This is a genomic window from Wolbachia endosymbiont of Rhagoletis indifferens, assembly GCF_048537595.1.
Taxonomy (GTDB): domain Bacteria; phylum Pseudomonadota; class Alphaproteobacteria; order Rickettsiales; family Anaplasmataceae; genus Wolbachia.
Map to the genome: position 1 here is coordinate 961,298 of NZ_CP175923.1, position 22,237 is coordinate 983,534.

Here is a 22,237-nt window from a genome sequence, read left to right on the forward strand (position 1 = left end):
GAAATATATGATATAGTAGTTATACTATAAATGATAATTATGGGTTCATTTGTGATAACTAAAATATCTATTGCTTTATTTTTAATTTTCATTCCATGTGTCTATTTTTTTATTACTTATATTAGTAATAGTACACACATTGAGCAAGTACAACCCTTAAAATTAGAAACAGACAATAATGAAAGTGTAATACGTTCTGAAGAGATTACTGAAAAAGAAATACTAATAAATGATTTAAAATATCAAGAACTTGAAAGTAGTCCTATTGAACAACCTTCTATTCTCCAAGTAGCTAATCAGAAAAATATGTGGTCACTTATTGCAGATCAAGCTGATAATGAGCAGATTACAAAAGAAAAATCAAAAAAACTTGATTTTTATGTTAGCGCTAACGGTGGTAAGGTATACCATGATAATTCAGAAACATTTGTAAAGGGTATAAAAGCAATAGGAGAAAGATTTATTAGTTTAATCAATGCAGATGATCCTAATAGTTCTTGGATAGAAAATGCAATATCAGGGTTAATAAAAAAGGGATTAGTAGATGAAATTGAGAGTATACGGCAGTTTAACGGTAAAATTAATTTCCAATGGCTTAACAGCATATCTTTAGGTTACTATGCTGGAGAAAATGGCCGAGTTGATTTTGAAACCATGTATTCTAGAGCCAATATTGAAGATAGTAATTCTCCTCCGGTATTTGATAAATCAGCAAGTGTATTTGCGTTTTTGTTAAACTTCTATTATAATCCCAGCATTCAGGGTACACAATTTGCTCCGTACATCGGTCTTGGTATAGGGCCAACAGTTTTTAGATTAAAAAGGATTAGTGGGTCACCCCAAAATTCAATGCCACTTAATCTTCCTTGGTTTGCTTATCAAATAAAACTTGGTGTTAATTATTCAATAATCCCAGAAGTCAAAACCTTTCTCGGCTATCGTTATTTTAGCATTCCGACACCTATTGCAGATGAAATATCTACTCACAATATTGAAATTGGTTTGATATTTAATTTTTAGTAATGATTTAATATATATATAAATTCTTATCTTTTCTATCTAACAAACCAAATGTTGGTACGATTGTTGCTTTTAAAAAAATGACAGTTTCTACTGTTCTAATATTATTCGCTAGCCTTTTTGACTTCTGATGTAATAAGCTTTGCTTATCTTCTCTATGTTCTATAAGCCCGCCGATTACCATAATTTCACCGCTCTTAATTTTTAACATAGAGTTCATTTCTCTGATTTCAACAATTGGAATGTCGCTATTTAATTTCATTTTACTCTGCTGTGCGACGTACTCTATATCTGGATCTTTAACGTAGCCGTTAATTCTTGATAAAGTTGGATGTATATCCATGAATATTTCACTAGTATCAATGTTAATGCTTGGGTGGATTATTAGCACAACACCTATTGGGACGCTATTCATCTTGGTAATTAAGGTCTGATTAGAATCTCTAGTATCTTTTTGTATGTCGGAAGTAAAATAAATATGGTTTTTAGTAAATGAAATCATCGCTTGCTGATTATTTATAGCATGTACTCTGGGGCTTGAAATTACAGTTGAAGTGCCAAATTTGTCTAAATTTCTTACTAAATCTCCTAGATCACTCGCACCAAAGTTCATTACTAGGTTAATAATGGAGTTATCTTGACTTATTATAGACTGAGTTCCATCGCGTAAGTCATTTAAGTTTATACCAGAAAGATATTTGTCATCTAACACAACTTCAACTATTTTTGCCTCTATCATTACTTGAGAAGACGCTAACTTCTTAACCTTATTAATATACTCTTCAACAGCTTTGTGAATATCCTTTCTAGCATTCAAAATAATAACACCAGCTTCTCTGTTGGATGAAAGGAATTCGCCATCATCCACCCCGTTAACATCCATTATTGCATTCAAACCTTTTTCTAATGAATTCCATAAGTCACTACTATATTGAGACTTCATAACATTATTATAGTCCCTATCAGCGTTATTTCCATCACTGTTGGTAATATTGTTACTAATGACAAAACTGCTTTGAGCAGAGTGTTGAATATTGATGAAGTCTACGTAATAATTTTGTGCGTATGGCAAGTCCTGCTCAATTCTAATTACATCATTATTTGTTGAGTAACGCAATTTGGCGCTGTTGGCTATACTCTGCATTACTTCGTTTATATTCTTATCTTTTAGCTTTAAAATAATATTACCTGATATTTTGGGATCTATGTCCAAGTTAACGTCAGAAAGTTTTCCTATCTCAATCAGCAAATCCTTTACTGATACTTCTTCACTAACATTAATAGAAATAAGCTGATTACTGGTTGTAAGATCGGGAAACTCTACTGGTAAAGGTATAATTTCCGGTATTGCCGGTTCATTACTCTCCAAAGAGGTGTTATATTGTTGCAACGAATAATCGTGCTCACCTATATTATGATGATCTTCGTTGTCTATATTAGTAAGATGTTGCTTAGTAGGCAGGTGTGTGCAAGAAATAATGAAGAGGAGTATTAAGCATTTAAAAATAGCCATTAGAACAGCATACAAAATCTATACTAATAGATTTCTATAAAAATATTAAAAATGTATTTAATTTCGTTCTCATCGAGCAGATAATTGTCATATATTAGCTTGACCTGCACTGGCTATGTGTTTTTTGTACACTCCTCTTGTACTTAAATGTAGACCAGCATAGCCTTAGTTTTTTTATATATTTTACTTCTTTCTCTGTATTTAATAATAGGCTTGAAAATAAATGGTAAGCCTATAATTGTTAAGCTTAGAGCTAGGGTTGAAAGTATACAACAGGCTTTGTGTTTACTATGTAGCTCTTTCAGATAAAGCATCAAAAATCTACAAAATTTTTTGTAATTTTCTTCGATGTTTTTTTTGCTATGAGCCTTGCTAATGAACATATCTATTGCGGTATGACCGTTATTACACTTAATGTTAAGGTCTGCACCTTTTTCTGTTAACAGCTGAGCTATATCAAAATAATCCTTTTGAACAGCAAGATGTAGAGGTGCAAAACCTTGTTGCTCACAAATGTTCATATTGGCTCTAACTTCCAATAACATTTTCACAACTTTTGTATGGCCTTTTTTAACTGCTAGTAGCAAGGGAGTTCTGTTACATTTAGTAACAGCATTAATGTTTACCTTAAGCTTCAATAAGAGCTTAACTGTTTTAGTGTTACCATTATAGCTAGCTTTATGCAGCCTGGCGTTGCCATTAAAATCTTGATCATTTGCATCTATTCCTTTTGATACAAGAAATGTTACCATTTTTCTATTATTATGTTCAATAGCGCAATCTAATGCATCAAAACCATGGTTATTTTTTGTGCAAATAAACTCTTTAGGTTTAATTTTATCGTTACTTGCTTGCTGTTTTTTTGCAATAAGCTTTACTATTTGCATTTTGTTGTTATACGCTGCTAGGAAAAGCGTAGTGTTATTTTCTGCATCTTTTGCTTCTATATTTGCACCTTTCTTTATCAGATATTCTATAATTTCTGCTCTGCTGTCATAATGTGCGGTGCATTGATAAATGGTTAAAAACAAAGGAGTACGAAAATTGTTATCTTCACATTCGAGATTTGCTCCGCTATCAATTAAAATTTGGACGCTTTTTTTAGAACCGTATAGTGAAGCTATATGAAGAGGAGTATAGCCCTCTTTGGCATCTTTTTCATTAACTTTTGCGCCTTTTGTTATCAAAAAATCTATTAATTCCGTGTCATCTTGTAGTGCAGCAAGGTGCAGTGGAGTGAATCCATTTTTATCCTTGGAATTAATTGTCAGTTGATTAACAAAAAGTTTAGCAACTTTCTTGTGTCCATGCATAATGGCGTAATGCAGAGGGTTTCTATTTTCATTGTCTACGACATTGAAATCAGCTTCGTGCTCTAGTAATGACTTTACTCCAACTAAATCACCTTCTTTTGTGAACTTGTGCAAGAGAGTGATTCCACTTGCATCTTTTGAGTTAATATCAAATCCATTTTCTACTAATTGGTTTATATCTTCCTCACGCGCCATATTACTTCAATCTCTAATCAAACCTTTTACGTTTCAATAATACTTCTACTTAATTAAGTTTAAATGAATCTGTGAGAAATGGCTAGGATACTATGCATTCTTGCATAACAAACTTTTGGCAGCGTGTTGAGAAACGAAAAACTTACTTGACACCCTTCGCCAGCCCCCTTATTATGAAACTGAAGGTATTCAGTTATCTTCATCTGTGCAGATTAAACAGCAAAAAAACAACGTACTTGGCGTCTTATTTTTAATTTTTCGCACTATGTGCACCTTATGTCTTCACAATATTTCTGGGTTTTTACCCATATAAGCTGAAACGCGCTTATAAGTCGTTTAAGACAGTATAGTACGCCAATTTGAAGGATTAGAGAGTGAACACTAATTACCACGGGATTTCTTTGCCTTTTTTTCTGCTTAGTAAATTTCTTAAACATTTAAGCTAAGGTGAGTTGCATTTAAAAGCAGCTAAATTGCAGTGTTTAAGACTTAAAAAACGCCAATACTGAAAATAGATAGTAATCGGGGCTTCTTTTGCCTTTTTTTCGTTTGGTAAATTTCTTAATGTTTATGGCTAAACGACAACCGTCATTCCCCTACGTGTTAGCGGCTGAGATACCGCGAATGAATCGCGGTATGACGGTTAAGTATCCCGCTACTTGTTAGCGGCTAAGAGATACCGTGACGGTATGACGGTTCGCGGCGGGATGACGATAAAGCCTCGTCACCCCGCTATGTGTTAGCGGGATCTAGAGATACCGCGGCGGTATGACGGTTCGCGGTGGCATGACGATAAAGCCTCGTCACCCCGCTACGTGTTAGCGCCGTGGCGGTATGACGGTTCGTGGTGGCATGACGATAACTTCGTCATCCCGCTGCTTGTTAGCGGGATCTATGCTAAGAGATACCGTGAATAAATCACGGTATGACGGTTTGTGGTGGAATGGCGATAAGCTCGTCATCCCGCTACGTGTTAGCGGCTAAGAGATACCGCGGCGGTATGACGTAGAAGCTATACTTTTATACTCACCAACTCAGCTGGATCCAAGTAGTCAAAGCACTGGAATGACAATGTGGAGTGTCTGCTTCTGTCATCCTATGATAGCTAAAAAGACCTAGATTCCAGCGTCACGCGCTGGAATGACATTGTAGGGTGTTATCCGAGTCCTTTTTTCCGTCATCCGAGGACCGTATGACGTCATCCAAGTAGCGTGACTACTTGCTGGATTACCAATCCGCAGAAATTGGGGCATTTGGATCACTTGGAATATCAAAGATTTGTGTTTGTGATATTTCCTTTTGCACAAAATTTTTAACCTGTTCCTCTGTTACACCAATTGCAAAATTTGGGTGAGCAATTACTTCAGCAGCTGATGGACTTGTTCCATTTGCTCCTTGCTCCCCTTTCTCTCCTTGTGGGCCTTGAGCTCCATCTTTACCATCTTTACCATTTGCTCCTTGCTCCCCTTTCTCTCCTTTTAGCCCTTTACCTTCTAAGAACACCTTTGCTGTTTGGTTATTTTTACCATCATACTTTGCTTCGTCTGAGCTACCAAGAAATTCTCCTAATTTTTCCACTAGAACTGATTTTTTATTGTTATCTTGTGCAGCAAGTATTGCATCTGCTAAAGCTTTTCCTTTATCTGCTTGAGTTGCAATATTGGAACCATCAGTTTTAACAAATGCAGTATCTGCAGCTGTTTTAGTATAGACTTCATCACCTTTAGCAGCTTTAATATATACCTTGTTTGTAAAATCAGGAGAAGCAGTTATAGCATCCACAACAGGCTGTTTTACTACTTCTGTTTTTAGCGTATCTGTAAGTCCTAAAGTTTTAACAAATGCATCATCCATACCTTTTTTGGTATAGATACCTTTATCATCATCACCTTTTGCTAATTCTGGTATTAAAGCATCCACAACAGGCTGTTTTACTACTTCTGTTTTTAGCGTATCTGTAAGTCCTAAAGTTTTAACAAATGCATCATCCACACCTTTTTTGGTATAGATACCTTTATCATCATCACCTTTTGCTAATTCTGGTATTAAAGCATCCACAACAGGCTGTTTTACTACTTCTGTTTTTAGCGTATCTGTAAGTCCTAAAGTTTTAACAAATGCATCATCCACACCTTTTTTGGTATAGATACCTTTATCATCATCACCTTTTGCTAATTCTGGTATTAAAGCATCCACAACAGGCTGTTTTACTACTTCTGTTTTTAGCGTATCTGTAAGTCCTAAAGTTTTAACAAATGCATCATCCACACCTTTTTTGGTATAGATACCTTTATCATCATCACCTTTTGCTAATTCTGGTATTAAAGCATCCACAACAGCTTTTTCTGCAACTTTTGCTGAAAGTTCTGAAGTTTTAACAACTTTGTCTGTAAGCTTGTCTAAAATAACAGTAACTTTAGCATCATCTAAATTGGTACCATCAATATTAGCTTTATTATCTAGGTCAGTTTTCTTAGCAAAAGTAGCACCTATTTTGGTTTCAGAGATTTTGTCATTGCCATCTTTTGCATCGAATATAGCTTCTACAACATCTTTCGCTGCAGCTTTTGTTTTAAGCTCTGTAGCTTTAACAAATGCAGTATCTGCAGCAGTTTTAGTATAAACTTCATCGGCTGGAGCAGCTTTAATATATACCTTATTTGTAAAATCAGAAGAAGCAGTTATAGCATCCACAACAGCTTTTTTTGCAACTTTTGTTCCAAGATCTGCAGTTTTAACAAATGCAGTATCTGCATCATTTTTAGTGTATACTTTATCGGTAAAATCAGAAGAAGCAGTTATAGCATCCACGACATCTTTCGCTGCAGCTTTTGCTGTAAGCTCTGTAGCTTTAACAAATGCAGTATCTGCATCATTTTTAGTGTATACTTTACCGGTAAAATCAGAAGAAGCAGTTATAGCATCCACAACAGCTTTTTTTGCAACTTTTGTTGCAAGATCTGCAGTTTTAACAAACGCAGTATCTGCATCATTTTTAGTGTATACTTTATCGGTAAAATCATGAGAAGCAGTTATAGCATCCACAACAGGCTTTTTTGCTACTTCTTCTGCAAGAACTGATTTACCAACCTTACTACCATCTATAGTAAGTAATTTTCCTAAAGCTGTTGCTAAACCATTTACTGTATGACTTACTTTAGCACTACCGTGTGGTTTGTATTCCAATTTAAGATCATTTGTGGTTATATCCAAAGTATATTTATTACCCGCCTTATCTTCCAAAGCTATAAGTTTAACTTCACTCAAAGCTGTTGCATCAGTTGTTTTATCTTGTTTTTTAAAACTTAAACCAGCCACCATATCACACTCTCCGTTAATTATAAAAACCATAGCATGCATGAAAAAAGTATGATTTTCGTTAATGCTAGATTTTACATAAGATTTCCTTGAAGCTTGTTGTTTCAGAATTCTTCTCTTGTCATTCCAGTGTCAGCTACTTGGATGACAGCTAGCCTGACAACCGTCATCCCGCTACTTGTTAGCGGCTAAGAGATACCGCGAATGAATCGCGGTATGACGTAAGAAAACCTTTCTTGGGTTAGCTATAGATGTAGGCCGAGTTGTGGTCGTGATAAATGTGGTCGCTTGTGTAATCAAACATTTTCACAAAGCCATTCTCTAGATAAAGATTATATTCGTGATGTTGATCTGATAATACAATATTATCTTGCTCCCCTAAATTGAAATGACTTGAATCTGACAGCAATTCGTAATTTGGATTATCTATTTTACTAATGCTGCTTATTACTTTGCCATTACCACTTGATATAGCTAAACTATAACTATCACCATCCTTCATTATCTTGATGGACACCTTATCTTCAGGTAACACTATAAGCTTTTTCGTATCACTATCGTGGATTACGAATTTGCCTTTTTCAAAATAGTATTTGTCTTCCGGCAAAGCACCAAACTTGTATTCTGATGTGTGCAGTTTGTTCCAAAAATCTAACACAGATTGCTTTTCTGTTCCTTCCGCTCTATCATACAAGGCTTTCACATCATTATAATCTATGGTTACATTTGCCTTGTGCTTCCCTTCTGAGTCCTGCTCGCGACTCTTTTCTATTTTGAGAATTGTGTCTTTTAATACTACCTGTTCTTGCTCTTTCTCCTCCACTGAAGCTGTTCTTTTCGTTCTTGTTAAACTTTGTGATGGAATTGGCTGATCAGACTGCATTTCACTATTGTCGTTTGATACAGTTTTCTCTTCAGCAACTTGTGCAACAACATTAGTAGTACTATGAACTTCTGTCTTAGTTTCACTTACCTGCCCTTTTGGACTTTCAGTTTGTTTCTCTTTTGTGAATATTCTCTGATAGTCCGTGTAGCCTCTATTAGTATCACCGATATCGCCATCACCTTGATCGAAAGTTATTTTTTTACTTCCATTTTCCATGTTCTCAATTTCAACTTGAGGAGAAACAGATGCTAGGAAATCGTTATAACTGTAGTTGTAGTCAGCAGAAAAGAATATTTTCCCTTTGAAATTATGGAAGTTATTAGATAACATTCCAATTTCTTCGTCGCCATCAAACAATTTTACCTTAGTGAAATATGTTTGATCTTTTATTCTAACTATTTCACCGCTAGAGTTTTTTTGTATGTGGTAATCATTTGGGTCGTACTTTATAGCAAAAAGTTTGCCAGAGCCATATTTCTCTAAGTTTATAAGGCCCACATTTACATGTTTATGGGAATAATCTCTCTTTTCATATTCATGTGCAAATATTGGATCTATATATCTATATTCATCTGGTATATCATCACCTCGAACATCATACCTGTATTCAGTACCATATTTATCAGATGGTGCTAGTTTATATGCTCCGTCTTTTTCCACTAATTTTAGATGAGTGATACTAGTTGGTAATTGAAACCTTACATTTGCTCCGTGATCATGAATAAATAGATCACCTTTCTCGGTAATATAAAAGCCCATATTTTTGAACTCATGTAAGCGCTCGTCTCCTTGCTTTACGACAGCTTCATATACATCATCGTCTGTCCTATCTGTTCCCTTATTATCCAGTAATTTTCCTTTTTCCACGATTACTCCATTTGCCTTTTGCTCATCAGAATATTGTGCATGCTCTGAATCCTGATGATTCAAAATTTTGGTACCTCTAAGGAGCAGAGAATCTAAATCTTTTTGAATATGTCCAGTGCTAGGATGCAACAACTCATTCTCATGTAAATGCGCCTCATCAAAGTATTCATCGCGTTCAACTGTTCTGCCATCTATCAGAGAAGCTTTATAATGACCATTTTCTTTTGTAATAGCCATATAAGCACCACCATCATATTGAGTATTTAAGTTGTGCAATATATCCTCAAAAACGAAAGTTTCTTTAGTTTGACCTTCAACTTGCTTAAAAAATCCTGATTCACTCGATAATTCTCCAAGCTTTGTATTTCCGTCATATATAGACAGTGCACCCATATCTCCTTGACCATGAGCTTGCATAGAAAAAATCTTACCTTCTTGTAGATCAATATGATTTGTACCTCTTATCAAGTTTGAATCGATATTGATCATCTCTTCTAACATCTTTTCTACATCGATGTTCTTAGTCGCTTTTACTTGTTCTAAGCCAGTGTTTATGGTTTTATCAAGTAAGGTACTTTTTAAATTTTCATACTTATCTAGTATTGCATCTTTCAGTTGTGTATATTTGTCTTGTGTAGCACTATATAATCTCTTATCTTCATTACGATAATTAGTGCTGGCTGAATTGCATTTTTCTACAAATTTCTCATAAGAGATCTCTCCTCTTTTGTATTGCTCGTATGCATCATGACGCTGTGTTTCTTCCTGTTCACGCAGGCCTTTCAACACATCATCATATTCTATATCCTTCTGCTTATCTAAGTCTTCTAGCTCGCTCGCACGTATTTTTTCTAAGTCTTCTTTCCCATTATAGTAAGATTTTCTTAGATCTTCACCATATTTTGATAGCATCCTTAAAGCCTGATCTTTATACTCTTGACTATTTTGATATTCATTACCTTGTTGGTCAGAGTAAGTTAGTTTATCCTGTCCATCGGAAGTTTTTACTACCTTGAGGAAATGATATTCCTTTGATATATCAAGTGTATCATTTGTTGCCCTATTTATAGCACGAGCAACATCATAAAATGCAACGTGTTCTACAGGAGAAAAACTTCCAACGTTTTCTCCATCCATTTTTTCTATATTTGCTTTATAATAGGATACATTTTTAATTTCTCCGCCCACTATTTCTTGACCAGTTGCTATAAAATCTCCTTTTGTAACTTGCAAAGCGTTAAGATGTTCCATTGCAGTTTCTGTATCATTCTCAGCAAGCCAACTTTTGAAGTCAGCATCATGTCCTTTTATGTCTTTCAAGAAACTTTTTGACTCATCTGAGTTACCTTGACGTAAAGCATCTAGGTAGTCTCTTAATAAACTAGGATCTTTTTCCTGTAAGTACATTATCAACGCATGACCTGTTTTATAAACCAGGCTATTTGCTTCGCTGTCCTTTGAATATTCTAAACTTAAAATTTTATCTAAATCCAAATTTGCAGCTTCAGTTTTGTCGATACTTGATCCTTGAGAATTGAATTTATGATCTGAATGATGCTCAAAGTAATCTGCAATTCCTTCCATTAATACTGTAGGTAGGTGCTTACCTCCTGTAGCCAAGTAAGTTAAACCATGTGCAAATTCATGCTGAAGGTTATGAACGCCACCTTGCTGATAGACATACATTTCAGCAAAAACATCAGCTTCCCCTTTGTAGTAACATTTACCACCCTCATCTCCAAGGTAAGAACCGAAATGCTCGCTTCCGCCAAGGTGAGTGTAATCATCCTTGTCATCAAACATATAAATTTTAAATGTTTGTTCTGAGTTGCTGTGTTCTAACTTGAATGTATCTTTAAAACTAGTAGCTGTTTCTCTTATCTCACTTTCAATTGTTGCAATTTTACTTGCTCTTAAATTATGAGAATAAACTTCTACTTTAATATTTAAGTCTTCAACTTCTACAACATGTGGCGAATTAAACCCTTTGCCGTTATTGTTAAAGTATTCTTCTTTAGTTATATTTTTATTTATTTGTTGATTGATTGTCATAATTCTAACCTCTAATTTATTAACTCTTCAAATATAAGGTGATCTCTACTAAAAAAGTGTGAATTTTCATATTGGTACAATCTATATCTTAGTGAAAAAATATAAGTAATTAATTTAATATGAACAATATAAGATATAGCTATAACTAAAGCAATTTAGATTTACCGATAATTTGGTAAGCTATGAACTCGTCATTCCGCTACGTGTTAGCGGAATCTATGCTGAGATACCGCGAATGAATCGCGGTATGACGTAGGAAAACCTGACCTGCACTAGCTATAGGCTCTATAGCTTGACCACAAAAAAAATTTAGGTTCTAACGTTACATTAGGATAGGGTAAGAATTTAAAAGCAAATTGACTTTCATTCCACCAAAGCACTATACTAAAACCACGATGGGTAATTAGCTCAGTTGGTAGAGCACTTGCTTGACGTGCAAGCGGTCGCTGGTTCGAACCCAGTGTTACCCACGTTTTTGTTTATGAAAAGATTTTATATGACAGCAGTGCATAACGGTAAACACTCAGCAGCGCAGTCCAAGCGCTTAATCTATTCCATAATAATAGTTGCGATAACAATGTTTATGGAAATAGTAGGTGGAATAATTTCACATTCGCTTGCTCTATTATCAGATGCAGGGCATATGCTCACTGACCTCTTTGCCTTAGTTTTAAGCTGGTTAGCACATAGGTTTTCAGCTAAGAAATCCGATTTGCAGAGATCATACGGATATCATCGGTTGCAGATAATTGCAGCATTTGTTAATGGTTTAACTCTATTCCTCATTGCAGTAATCATTATAATTGAGTCAATAAAAAGATTTATTTTTCCAGTCAATGTTGAGTGGAAAGTAATGTTAATAATTGCTACACTTGGCCTGATCTCTAATATCATAGTCTTTTTTATATTACATAGTAAATGCGAGAGCAATATAAACATAAAAAGTGCTGTACTACACGTTATAGGAGATATCTTAGGTTCTGTAGCTGCTATACTTGCATCCATAATTATCATGCTTACTGGATGGCAAGTAGTAGATCCTATTCTGTCAGTATTTGTCAGTGTAATCATCCTAAACAGTGGCTATAAAATTCTAAAGAATTCTTGCCACATACTCCTTGAAGGTACGCCTGAGGGTATATCAACTGAAGAAATAAAAAGTAAAATTGTATCTAAGCTACCTGAAGTGATAGATGTGCACCACATACATGCATGGTCGCTGTCTGATAATTACTTTATCATAACGATGCATGCCAAAGTAAAGCAAGATGCACAACACACTGATATTTTGTATGAGATAAAAAAAATACTACTAAATAGGTTCGAGATAGCACACTCTACAGTTGAAATTGAATACGATGAGTGTGCAGATACTAAGATACTTAAACATTGACGTTTAAAATTATTATGGTATTACTAGAGTGTAATGATGTTAAAGGTAAGCTATGATAGGTATTTCTCAATTACAATTTCCTTCAAAGGAATCTAGTAAGCTAAAGTTTTTTGTTTACCTTGGTATTGTGCAAGCGTTAAATATATTAACTATGCCCACCAGTATAGCAATTTCTTTTGTGGCTGTTCTTTACAGATCAGAGGTCCAAACTTTTCTTACCTATAAAAAAATAAAGAATGAGGAAGTAAATAAAAAGGAATACTGGAAAATATTTATTAAAGATAATATAATCAAGTCAGTGTTTTTTTTATCGTTAGTAGGGTTTATATTATATCTATCCTTTACTAAGACTCTCATATTAGCTTGGCTGTTAGCACCGATACCATTAACGATGCTAATAATTTTGTTGCAACCTGAAGTCAGACCAAAAAAACTTAATCCTATTGCCCTGTTTAAGAATGCAGTGAATTTACTTTTGGATGGTGCACGAGAAAACTTATTCGGTATGAAGTGTATTGTTAATACTGCTATTGAACACACATTGCCTCATTTATCGAATGATAGTATTATTGACAATATTAATATATTAAAAGATAAATATGGTGAGAAGGTACCAGAACCTAAGGATGTTATACGTAATGATGAGTTTGTTAAGTTTATCCAGTATATAAAAGAAGAAAAAGAGTTTAGGAAGAGTAATGAATCAGAATTCATTAACTATCTTAATAGATGGTGCAATAATGATGAACAAGTTCATGTTTCTGGACTTACAGGAGGGCAAATTTTATACTTAGTTCTAAAGGCTTGTAATAGTGGAGATAGTGAATCAGTTGCAGCAAAAAGGCGGGAATTGGCAAAGTCTTTAATGTATGCCATAAATTATGCTCAAGGGACGTTTATTCCTGAAACTTGCTTTACCGGTATTATTGGTGCTGCGATAAAGTCATTAGAAGGAATACACCCTGATATTAGAGTAGAATACCTTATGGAAGACAGAATTGGAACAGATGCAAAAGATGAGGCATGTAAGTTTATTAAGAAAGAGCTGCAGAAAAAGAAGAATCATAAAGAAATCCTCAATGCTTGGGATAAGTCAGATGATAGCAGTAACCAAATAACTTCTAATTTTATTCAAGAGATCAGGATACCTTTAATGAGAAATTTGTTTAGCTTGGATTGTAGTGAACAGAATGTAATAGATACAATAGAAAATCTTGAATATATTAATCCAGGAAAATTAACCGACCTAAACATCAATAACATAGCAGAAACAGGGTCAGCACGTAAGTTATAAAAATTTATGTTCCTTTCCTTGCAAAAGATTTGCAATATTTTTGTGATGCTTTAAAAAAATTAATATTGCTACAATTAATAGTGCAAAAAATAAGTCTTTTTGAAAAAAGAAAGATGTTGCTACAATAGTTGCAGTAGCAGTCAATGAAGCAAGAGAAGAATATCTAGAGATAAAAAATACCACTATCCAGGCAAATATAAATATCAAGGCAATTGGCATATTAAGTGCTATCAACACTCCCAGAGTTGTTGAAACTCCTTTGCCTCCTTTAAATTTTAGCCAAATAGGAAACATGTGCCCTAAAACTGCTAAAATTGCAGATACATATATATAAAAATCGTTATTATCACAAAATTGTTGTGCTATATAAACGGCGATGAATCCTTTCAAGGAATCCAGAAGTAATGCCAGAGCAGCAAGAAATTTATTCCCTGTTCTTGCAACGTTTGTAGCACCGATATTACCTGAACCTATTTCTCTTAAGTTTATCCCTTTTATTCTTGTAATAATTAAGCTAAACGGTATTGAACCGAGTATATAGGATAGTATAAGGACTATAACTAACACAGGTAAAATTTACTATCGAAAGACCTCGTCATCCCGCTGCTTGTTAGCGGCTGAGATACCGCGGCGGTATGACGTAGGGAAGTCTTACTTATTATAGCTATACCTCTCCGCATATATCGAAGATTCAATTAATTTTATTATTTTTCAGCCTTTTTAGGTAGCACTGAACTTCATCGTTAATCTGATTACTAAACAGTATAAGCGCTGTCATATTGATGAGAGCTAAACAAGAGAATAAAGTTCCACCAATATTGGCAATAGCCATTATATCTTTAGAAAGACCAGAAAAAAACGCCACAATTATTACCGCTATGCGATATATCACTATACTTTTTGCACCGAATAAATATAGCCACCCCATTTCACAACAATATACAAACGAAATTACTGAAGAAAATGCAAACAAAGGTGCAGCTATTGTTAGAAGTATAGGAAACCACGGAGAAACTGTCTCAAATGCCTTTTGAGTAATTAATATCCCTTCACCAACACTAGTCTGGTATGCACCTGTTATTACTATCGTTATTCCAGTTAAACAGCAAATGAGCATTGTATCAAAACACGGTTCTATCATAGCAACAAGCCCAGTTCTTACTGGTTCTTCATCTTTAGTTGTTGCATGAGTAATTGCAGCAGAACCAACACCCGCTTCGCTGGCAAAAATTGCTCTTTGAATTCCAGCAACAAATGCTCCTACCATCCCTCCGCCAACAGCATTAAAATCTATCATGCTGGAAAATAATATCTTAAATGTGTGACCAAGATTGTGGATATTAAATCCAATAATAACAAGGCAGCTACATATATATATGAGTGACATAATAGGCACTAGTGCAGAAGATACTCTAGCTATCCTTTTAATTCCGCCAATAATCACTAGAGCAAGCAGCGCAGAGATTATGGAAGAAAGAAACCAAGAGTGACCATCTACCCAACTTGAATAGCCAGATAATATTGAAACCATTTGGTTGGTTTGAAACGCTACACTTCCACCAAGGCCTGATAATACAAAGAATACTGCATACATGGCAGCCAGCACAATACCAAGTTTTTTAAATCCAAATTCCTCCAGACCATTCCTTATATACTGAAAGGGGCCACTAAACAATTGGTCCTGATCTTCTGTTCTATGTCTAAATGCTAAAGTCACTTCGGCAAATTTTGCTGACATACCAAAAAAACCTGTAATCATCATCCAAGGCACCGCTCCTGGCCCTCCCATTGAAACTGCAATTGCGACTCCAGCAACAGTTCCAAGGCCTACTGTGCTTGAAAGTGCAGTCATAAATGCCTGAAAATGTGTAATATGACCATTATGGTGATTCGTGTCATATTTTCCACATAAAATAGCAAACGCATGCTTAAACATTCTTATGTTGAGAAATCCAAAACGTAATGTTAGAAACACATAACCAAAAACTAGTAGAAGAAGTATGAACGGTATATAAAAGATTTTGAAAAACAGCACTTCATTCATGAAGTTATTTATTCCATTCAACACAGCGTCATAACTTTCGTAAAAACCTGAAGCAGCATACGCATCATTAAACAATAGACAAAATAACACCATACAAAGCAATCTATAAGTCATGTTTAATACCTTTTAGAATTGTAATAAGAATCTATTGTATTCAAAACTTCCCTTCTTAGTAGATATATTGCAACAGCATTTGGAATCATAAGGCACATGAACAAACTGTCACCTAGATAAGATATAAATTCTATATCCTTTGACATACAACTGATATACACTGAAACCACTATAAGAATTTGGAACGGTATCAGTATTTTTTTATTACCAAATAAATACAGCAAAGCAACTTCACAGTAGTAACAATAAGCTATTATTGTAGAAAATGCAAAGGAAAACATCATTAGCGGAAAAACTAACTTGCTGAACAAGGGCAAAGCTGTTGAGAATACCGAACTAATTAGTGTAATATCACCCACGTTATCAGTGCTATGCATACCAGTGATAATTATCACAATACCAGTCAAAAATGAGATTAATATTGTGTCTATAAGTGGTGCAATCATTGCAACACACCCAACTTTAATTGGATCTTCTTCTTTTACAGCTGAATGTGCTATAGCTGCTGTTCCGGTACCTGCTTCGTTAGCAAACACTGATCTTCTCACTCCGGCTATTAATCCGCTCAATACTCCGCCTCCTATAGCCGATTTATTGAAAATATCTTGAAATATTATAGATAAAGCATTCAGCAAATTACTTCTGTTTACATAAATTAAATATATACACATACCCACATATAGCACTATCATAATTGGTGCTAAGCTCGTTGAAACGAAAGCAATGCGCTTTATTCCTCCCAATATTACAATAAAGACAAGCAGAGATATAATAATGGACGCGTTGTATTCAAAGAGGTTATTTGACAATGCTGCTATCTGATTCGCTTGAAATGGTATACCGCCCAAAATCATTGCAATAAGTAGCATAATTGCATAAGTAAAGGCAAGAAATCTACCAGTTTTTGCAAATCCAATCTTTGCAAGCCCGTATTTCATGTAATAAAAAGCACCACCAGTTGTATTTTCAGAGCGATAAGTGAATGCAAGCACCACCTCGGCAAACTTTATCGACATACCAAGTATTCCGGTAATTACCATCCAAAAAACTGCACTTGGGCCCCCTATTGTGATAGCTATTGCAACTCCTGATATTGTTCCAAGGCCAACTGTTCCTGAAATTACTGTTGCAAACGCTTGAATATGAGTGATTATGCCATTGTTATTGTTATTACACTTTAGATTGAATAGCGTCTGTATTCCATGCTTGAACAATCTAAAGTTAGTGAATTTGAATTGGATGGTACAAAAAACCCCAGTTGCAATTACCCAAATAATTATAAATGGAATGTTGAATATCTTTATGTACAGAAATGAATTTAACAGTTCACTTATTTTTACAATCATGCTGCTCACTACTTTTTATTACAACTTATAGCTAACGAGCTTTATACGAGTAATATATATAAAGCCCAGTGCTTACTGGAATAGTAAGTACATACACTACACCTAAAATTGGTAGCGTTATCCAGGGCTTACTGATGAAAAATATAATAAGTACTCCAAAAAATGACACAAATATATAAGATAGGCTTTTGGGAATATAAATATATTTTGCAGAGAAAGTTGGAATGTGACTTATCGAAAAAAATGAAATGGCCAGAAAGTAACAAGCTACGTTTCTTGTGTTAAAAAATCGCTCTATGAGAAGTAAGTATTCACTCTCATGAGATTGAAAGGTAATAATTATTGGCAACAAAGAAAGTAAAGCACACACTGGAGCTGGAACACCAGAAAAGAAAAATTTTTCCCAGTATGATTGTTCTGAGTGTAGCGAAACATTAAATCTTGCAAGTCTTATTGATATGCAGATTACGTATATCATTACTAAAATCCAACCTATGACTTTGATTTCATTTAGCTTCCAAAAATACAAAAGAAATGCAGGCGCTGCACCAAAATTTAGAAAATCTGCAAAAGAATCAAGCTGGGCTCCAAAATCGCTAGTTGATTTTAGAATTCTAGCTATTCTGCCATCCATTCCATCTATTATTGCTGCAATGATGATAAAAATTACTGAGAATTCCCATTGTTCATTAAATGTAAATTTAAGTGAAGTGAGACCAGAACATAAACCCAATAAAGTTATAAAGTTTGGGAATAATTTAGTAATAGGTAAGAATCTACTGTTACTTCCATCGTTATTCATATAACGTCAAAAGTAAGCTTCTCTTGAACGTTTTCCTTATTTAAGTTTACTATAATTGTTTCACCACCAATAACAGTTTGCCCTTCTGAAACTCTTACTTCTATATCAGCAGGAACATAAATATTTACTCTACTGCCAAATCTTATAATTCCAAACCTTTCACCTGCTTTTACGTTCTGGGATACTCCTAAATTACAAACGATACGACGTGCAATTAATCCAGCTATTTGCTCCACAATAATTTCTTTTCCCTTTTCGTATTCAATCACAATAACCTGCTTTTCATTTTCATTACTAGACCTATTGCTCATTGCGGATACAAACTTGCCTTTTTTATAACTCATTTCCTTTATCGCACCAGATATTGGTATACGATTCACATGGACGTTCAAAACACTTAAAAATATGCTAACAAGCGTGAACTTCTTCTCTTCTCCATTTTCTGCCAATAAAGGATAATTAACTTCTTCAATTTTTGAAATCACACCATCAGCAGGACTTAATATAAGATCCTTATTGTTTGGCACAACTCTTGCTGGATCACGAAAGAAATAAGTACACAATAATGTCGGAAACAAGCACGTAACACCAAACCCCCAAGATATAGAGAATGCTATACACGTTACTATAAAGGAAACTACTATAAATGAATAACCTTCCCTATTTATATTAGGTAAACCAAAACACATAATCTTATTCACAATAACCTATTGTTAACAATTTATCATTTATAATTTCTCATGAAAAGCTTTTTTTAACTGCTTCAGCAAAGTCTTTTTGATACAAGGTAACATTACAGATTGTTATATTAGCACACACCGTCATACTGTAACAACCCGTCCAACACAAAATCTAATGTCTAAGTTTAGATCAGAACACTGATTCTTCTAAAAGTTGCTCACTGTCCTCGTCTATTATGATAGAATTATCATGATTTCTGAGTAAATCTCTGATTTTCGTTTCTATTTCATTTGCGACTTCTTTGTTTGTTTTTAAGTAAGTTTTTACATTCTCTCTTCCTTGTCCAAGACGTGTGTTGTTATATGAATAGTAAGCACCTGCTTTTTCAAGCACACCAAGCTTTGCTCCCATATCTATTATTTCTCCGAGTTTTGATATACCTTCATTGTACATTATATCAAATTTCGCTTCTCTAAATGGAGGAGCAACTTTATTTTTTACAACTTTAACTCTTGTTTCATTACCTGTAATATTTTCTTTGTCTTTTATTACACCAACTTTTCTTATATCAAGCCTTACAGAAGTATAGAATTTTAATGCATTTCCACCCGTGGTAGTTTCAGGATTTCCATACACTACTCCTATTTTCATACGAATTTGATTAATAAATATCAATATACAGTTCGCTTTTGAAACGGCAGAGGTTAGTTTCCGTAGCCCATGACTTAAAAGCCTTGCTTGCAGCCCCATGTGCTGATCACCCATATCACCCTCAATTTCAGCTCTTGGAGTTAACGCTGCAACAGAGTCAATAACTATCACGTCAACCGCGCCAGAACACACTAAATACTCAACAATATGCAACGCCTGCTCTCCAGTGTCTGGTTGCGAAATTACTAAATCATCAGTGCTCACCCCAAGTTTGCGAGCATATAAGACATCCAATGCATGTTCTGCATCGATAAATGCGCATGATCCTCCTTTTTTTTGTGCTTCAGCAATCACGTGCAAGGCAAGAGTGGTTTTACCAGAACTCTCGGGACCAAATATTTCAATTATACGCCCTTTTGGCAGACCTCCAACACCTAGAGCCGAATCAAGCGCAATTGATCCTGTGGATATTGTGTCTATTTTCTCTAAAGGATTTTGCTTCAGCTTCATTATTGCACCTTTACCGAATGCTTTTTCAATCTGGCTTATTGCGTTATCTAGCGCTTTTTGTTTATCACTATTTCTTTCTTCTGGGTTACTTGCCATAGATCATTTATTAATTTATATAATTCTCTATGATAATCGAACGCAAGTAACCTGCCAAGGGTTTTTTAATGATGAAGAACGTTATCGTAGAAAAATTAGCTACCTAAATTATATTAAGATAGAAAGTTAGATAGACTCTGCAGTGCGATACAAAATAACAATAGAATATAATGGCAGTAGTTTCTCTGGCTGGCAAAAGCAGCAACACTCTGCTAACTCAATCCAGGAGAAGATAGAAAATGCTATATTTAATTTTAGTGGTGAGAAAGTTACCTTGTACTGTGGTGGCAGGACTGATGCAGGGGTTCATGCTTTAGGACAAGTTGCTCATTTTGATATGGAAAAGGAATTTGAGCTTTATAGAATAAGAAACGCAATAAATTATCATTTAAAATCAATTCCTATAGTCGTGCTCAATGTAGAAGTTGTAGATGATGCGTTTCACGCACGGTTTTCAGCAAAAAAAAGATATTACGAATACAGAATAGTTAATCGCTATGCTCCTGCCGCTCTGGAGACGGGTTATGTATGGCAAGTGTTTAGCCCACTTGATGTAAATATTATGCGTGAAGCTGCTAAACATCTACTTGGAAAACATGACCTTTCAAGTTTCTATTCAAAAGATTGTCAAGCTGCGAATCCGATAAGAACAATTGATGATATCGATATAATACAAAACGGGAGCCATATACACATCAAAATATCTGCTATTTCCTTTTTACATAACCAAGTGAGGATTATTGTGGGTACTTTAGTTGAATTTGGAAAAAATAGAACCAATCCGCAAGAAATGCTACATATATTAAGCCAATGCAAAAGAAGTGCCGCTGGGGTTACTGCACCACCTTTTGGCTTATATTTGGTAAAGATAGATTACTCATTAATAAAAAATAACATTCTTAGTGAAATAAGTGTCATACCGCCACGGTATCTCCAGATCCCGCTAACAAGCAGCGGATGACGTGTTTAAGTTCTCATTGGCATCACTACATATAATACACTTGAATCGTCTTCATCAGTGATAATTGTAGCACTATTACCATCGGCTAAGCTAAACTTACATTTATTTTTTATACAGGATAGAACATCAAGCAAATAACGCGAGTTGAACCCTATTTCTATAGGGGCTTTATTGTAGTCCGCTTCTATGGATTCAGTTGCATCACTGCACTCTTGAGAGTTTGAATGCAAAGTTAGCAGCTTTTCTTGTAGTGAGAATTTAATGGATTTTACTTTATCAGATACAACAACGGAAACTCGATCTATAACATCTAAAAGTTTTTTACTTTCAATAATCATATGCTTATCTTGAGATGCTGGAATAACTGCTTTATAATTTGGAAAAGTCCCATCTATTAATTTTGATATTAGAATATATTCACCGCATGTAAACTTGATTTTTCTGTCTGAAAGTTTTATATTAACTTCATTACAATCGTCCAATATTTTTAACAGCTCCATAACAGTTTTACGTGGAATGATCACACCAAATTCATCATTGATGTTCCCAGGCTTTGGCCTCTTTATACATGATAAACGATGGCCATCAGTTGCAACGCAGTACAGAAACTGCTCATCCGTATGCAGATATATTCCATTTAAATTATACCTTGTATCATCTAGTGATACAGCAAATTTTGTTTTAGTTAATAAGTCTATCAGGTCCGTATTTAGTAGAATAAAATCATGTTTATAATTGTCTTCTTCAAGAGCAGGAAAGCTGCTTGAAACTACATTCGGTAAAGAAAAGTTTGCATTTCCACAAGACATCAATAATTTTCCTTGGTTGTTTACTTCAAAATTGACATCCAAATCAGCGGGTAACTTCTTCACTATGTCATGTAAAGTATGCGCTGAAATTTTTACTTCTCCTTCTGTTAATACGGTTGCAGCAAGTGAGGCAAACATTGAAATGTCAAGATCAGTTGCCATTAGTTTTATGCTGCCGTGTTGTGCTTTGATATTTATACATGCCAAAACATCTATTGCATTACGCCTTTCAACTACTCCACTTACTCTGGATAATGTATTTAAAAGACTTGTGCGGCTCACGCTAAAACGCATCTGCTCACACACAGAATTTTGCTTTTTGATTTCTGTATCTACACCTGCAACCTCTGACATTGCTAACTCTCAAAAATA

General features: G+C 34.7%; 15 protein-coding genes, 1 tRNA gene and 1 pseudogene. 6 read left to right on the top strand and 11 right to left on the bottom strand.

Annotated elements, in window-relative coordinates:
* Nucleotides 1-51 precede the first annotated feature (51 nt).
* Complete coding sequence (locus ACJZL1_RS05075; protein ID WP_419247097.1) at nt 52-1,020, top strand: P44/Msp2 family outer membrane protein; 969 nt, start codon at nt 52-54, stop codon at nt 1,018-1,020.
* A gap of 7 nt (nt 1,021-1,027) precedes the next feature.
* On the opposite strand, the gene ACJZL1_RS05080 is transcribed toward ACJZL1_RS05075, so the two are convergent.
* Entirely contained in the window at nt 1,028-2,533 is a 1,506-nt protein-coding gene (locus tag ACJZL1_RS05080; protein ID WP_419247098.1) for a secretion system protein, read from the bottom strand.
* A 143-nt stretch (nt 2,534-2,676) separates the two neighbouring features.
* On the bottom strand, nt 2,677-4,041 hold the full coding sequence (locus tag ACJZL1_RS05085) for an ankyrin repeat domain-containing protein (protein ID WP_419247099.1): 1,365 nt from the start codon (nt 4,039-4,041) through the stop codon (nt 2,677-2,679).
* An 834-nt stretch (nt 4,042-4,875) separates the two neighbouring features.
* Between ACJZL1_RS05085 and ACJZL1_RS05090 the strand changes: the two genes are divergently transcribed.
* Nucleotides 4,876-5,025: a hypothetical protein gene (locus ACJZL1_RS05090; RefSeq protein WP_419247100.1), complete on the top strand. Its 150-nt coding sequence runs from the start codon at nt 4,876-4,878 to the stop codon at nt 5,023-5,025.
* 243 nt (nt 5,026-5,268) lie between these two features.
* On the opposite strand, the gene ACJZL1_RS05095 is transcribed toward ACJZL1_RS05090, so the two are convergent.
* Nucleotides 5,269-7,392 carry a collagen-like triple helix repeat-containing protein gene (locus ACJZL1_RS05095; protein ID WP_419247101.1) on the bottom strand — a complete coding sequence of 708 codons (2,124 nt, stop codon included), beginning with the start codon at nt 7,390-7,392 and terminating at the stop codon, nt 5,269-5,271.
* Nucleotides 7,393-7,600: 208 nt separating this feature from the next.
* Complete coding sequence (locus ACJZL1_RS05100; RefSeq protein WP_419247102.1) at nt 7,601-11,164, bottom strand: peptidase M2; 3,564 nt, start codon at nt 11,162-11,164, stop codon at nt 7,601-7,603.
* 397 nt (nt 11,165-11,561) lie between these two features.
* On the opposite strand from ACJZL1_RS05100, the gene ACJZL1_RS05105 reads away from it, so the two are divergent.
* The 3 genes from ACJZL1_RS05105 to ACJZL1_RS05115 all read left to right on the top strand — a co-directional run bounded on the left by ACJZL1_RS05105 (nt 11,562) and on the right by ACJZL1_RS05115 (nt 13,851).
* Nucleotides 11,562-11,634, top strand: a tRNA-Val gene (locus ACJZL1_RS05105).
* An 11-nt stretch (nt 11,635-11,645) separates the two neighbouring features.
* Nucleotides 11,646-12,557, top strand: a complete 912-nt coding sequence (locus ACJZL1_RS05110) for a cation diffusion facilitator family transporter (RefSeq protein WP_419247103.1) — start codon at nt 11,646-11,648, stop codon at nt 12,555-12,557.
* A gap of 52 nt (nt 12,558-12,609) precedes the next feature.
* Nucleotides 12,610-13,851, top strand: a complete 1,242-nt coding sequence (locus ACJZL1_RS05115) for a hypothetical protein (RefSeq protein ID WP_419247104.1) — start codon at nt 12,610-12,612, stop codon at nt 13,849-13,851.
* On the opposite strand, the gene plsY is transcribed toward ACJZL1_RS05115, so the two are convergent.
* The 6 genes from plsY to recA all read right to left on the bottom strand — a co-directional run bounded on the left by plsY (nt 13,846) and on the right by recA (nt 20,095).
* Nucleotides 13,846-14,418: a glycerol-3-phosphate 1-O-acyltransferase PlsY gene (gene plsY, locus ACJZL1_RS05120; protein WP_419247105.1), complete on the bottom strand. Its 573-nt coding sequence runs from the start codon at nt 14,416-14,418 to the stop codon at nt 13,846-13,848. The two genes, ACJZL1_RS05115 and plsY, sit on opposite strands and share 6 nt — an antisense overlap.
* A 124-nt stretch (nt 14,419-14,542) precedes the next feature.
* Nucleotides 14,543-16,009 carry an alanine/glycine:cation symporter family protein gene (locus ACJZL1_RS05125; protein WP_419247106.1) on the bottom strand — a complete coding sequence of 489 codons (1,467 nt, stop codon included), beginning with the start codon at nt 16,007-16,009 and terminating at the stop codon, nt 14,543-14,545.
* 2 nt (nt 16,010-16,011) lie between these two features.
* A complete protein-coding gene (locus tag ACJZL1_RS05130) occupies nt 16,012-17,355 on the bottom strand; it encodes an alanine/glycine:cation symporter family protein (RefSeq protein WP_419247107.1) in 1,344 nt (447 codons plus the stop codon).
* 31 nt (nt 17,356-17,386) lie between these two features.
* Complete coding sequence (locus ACJZL1_RS05135; RefSeq protein WP_265026190.1) at nt 17,387-18,157, bottom strand: CDP-alcohol phosphatidyltransferase family protein; 771 nt, start codon at nt 18,155-18,157, stop codon at nt 17,387-17,389.
* Nucleotides 18,154-18,846 (bottom strand): phosphatidylserine decarboxylase, encoded by a 693-nt coding sequence (locus ACJZL1_RS05140; RefSeq protein ID WP_265026674.1) that lies wholly within the window; start codon nt 18,844-18,846, stop codon nt 18,154-18,156. Before ACJZL1_RS05140 ends, ACJZL1_RS05135 begins: the two co-directional genes overlap by 4 nt.
* Before the next feature lie 181 nt (nt 18,847-19,027).
* A complete protein-coding gene (recA, locus tag ACJZL1_RS05145) occupies nt 19,028-20,095 on the bottom strand; it encodes a recombinase RecA (protein ID WP_265026191.1) in 1,068 nt (355 codons plus the stop codon).
* 142 nt (nt 20,096-20,237) lie between these two features.
* Here recA and truA point away from each other — a divergent pair.
* Nucleotides 20,238-20,972, top strand: a pseudogene (gene truA / locus ACJZL1_RS05150) (tRNA pseudouridine(38-40) synthase TruA); the annotation flags it as partial.
* Between the two features lie 89 nt (nt 20,973-21,061).
* Here truA and dnaN read toward each other — a convergent pair.
* Nucleotides 21,062-22,219: a DNA polymerase III subunit beta gene (dnaN, locus tag ACJZL1_RS05155; RefSeq protein WP_265034555.1), complete on the bottom strand. Its 1,158-nt coding sequence runs from the start codon at nt 22,217-22,219 to the stop codon at nt 21,062-21,064.
* Nucleotides 22,220-22,237 lie beyond the last annotated feature (18 nt).

Excerpts from the sequence above, each read along its gene's own strand:
- ACJZL1_RS05115 (WP_419247104.1), top strand. The coding sequence starts at position 12,610 with ATGATAGGTATTTCTCAATTACAATTTCCTTCAAAGGAATCTAGTAAG.
- recA (WP_265026191.1), bottom strand. The coding sequence starts at position 20,095 with ATGGCAAGTAACCCAGAAGAAAGAAATAGTGATAAACAAAAAGCGCTA.
- dnaN (WP_265034555.1), bottom strand. The coding sequence starts at position 22,219 with ATGTCAGAGGTTGCAGGTGTAGATACAGAAATCAAAAAGCAAAATTCT.
- ACJZL1_RS05100 (WP_419247102.1), bottom strand. The coding sequence starts at position 11,164 with ATGACAATCAATCAACAAATAAATAAAAATATAACTAAAGAAGAATAC.
- ACJZL1_RS05080 (WP_419247098.1), bottom strand. The coding sequence starts at position 2,533 with ATGGCTATTTTTAAATGCTTAATACTCCTCTTCATTATTTCTTGCACA.
- ACJZL1_RS05125 (WP_419247106.1), bottom strand. The coding sequence starts at position 16,009 with ATGACTTATAGATTGCTTTGTATGGTGTTATTTTGTCTATTGTTTAAT.
- ACJZL1_RS05090 (WP_419247100.1), top strand. The coding sequence starts at position 4,876 with ATGACGGTTCGTGGTGGCATGACGATAACTTCGTCATCCCGCTGCTTG.
- ACJZL1_RS05110 (WP_419247103.1), top strand. The coding sequence starts at position 11,646 with ATGAAAAGATTTTATATGACAGCAGTGCATAACGGTAAACACTCAGCA.
- ACJZL1_RS05130 (WP_419247107.1), bottom strand. The coding sequence starts at position 17,355 with ATGATTGTAAAAATAAGTGAACTGTTAAATTCATTTCTGTACATAAAG.
- ACJZL1_RS05085 (WP_419247099.1), bottom strand. The coding sequence starts at position 4,041 with ATGGCGCGTGAGGAAGATATAAACCAATTAGTAGAAAATGGATTTGAT.
- ACJZL1_RS05135 (WP_265026190.1), bottom strand. The coding sequence starts at position 18,157 with ATGAATAACGATGGAAGTAACAGTAGATTCTTACCTATTACTAAATTA.
- ACJZL1_RS05140 (WP_265026674.1), bottom strand. The coding sequence starts at position 18,846 with ATGTGTTTTGGTTTACCTAATATAAATAGGGAAGGTTATTCATTTATA.
- ACJZL1_RS05095 (WP_419247101.1), bottom strand. The coding sequence starts at position 7,392 with ATGGTTTTTATAATTAACGGAGAGTGTGATATGGTGGCTGGTTTAAGT.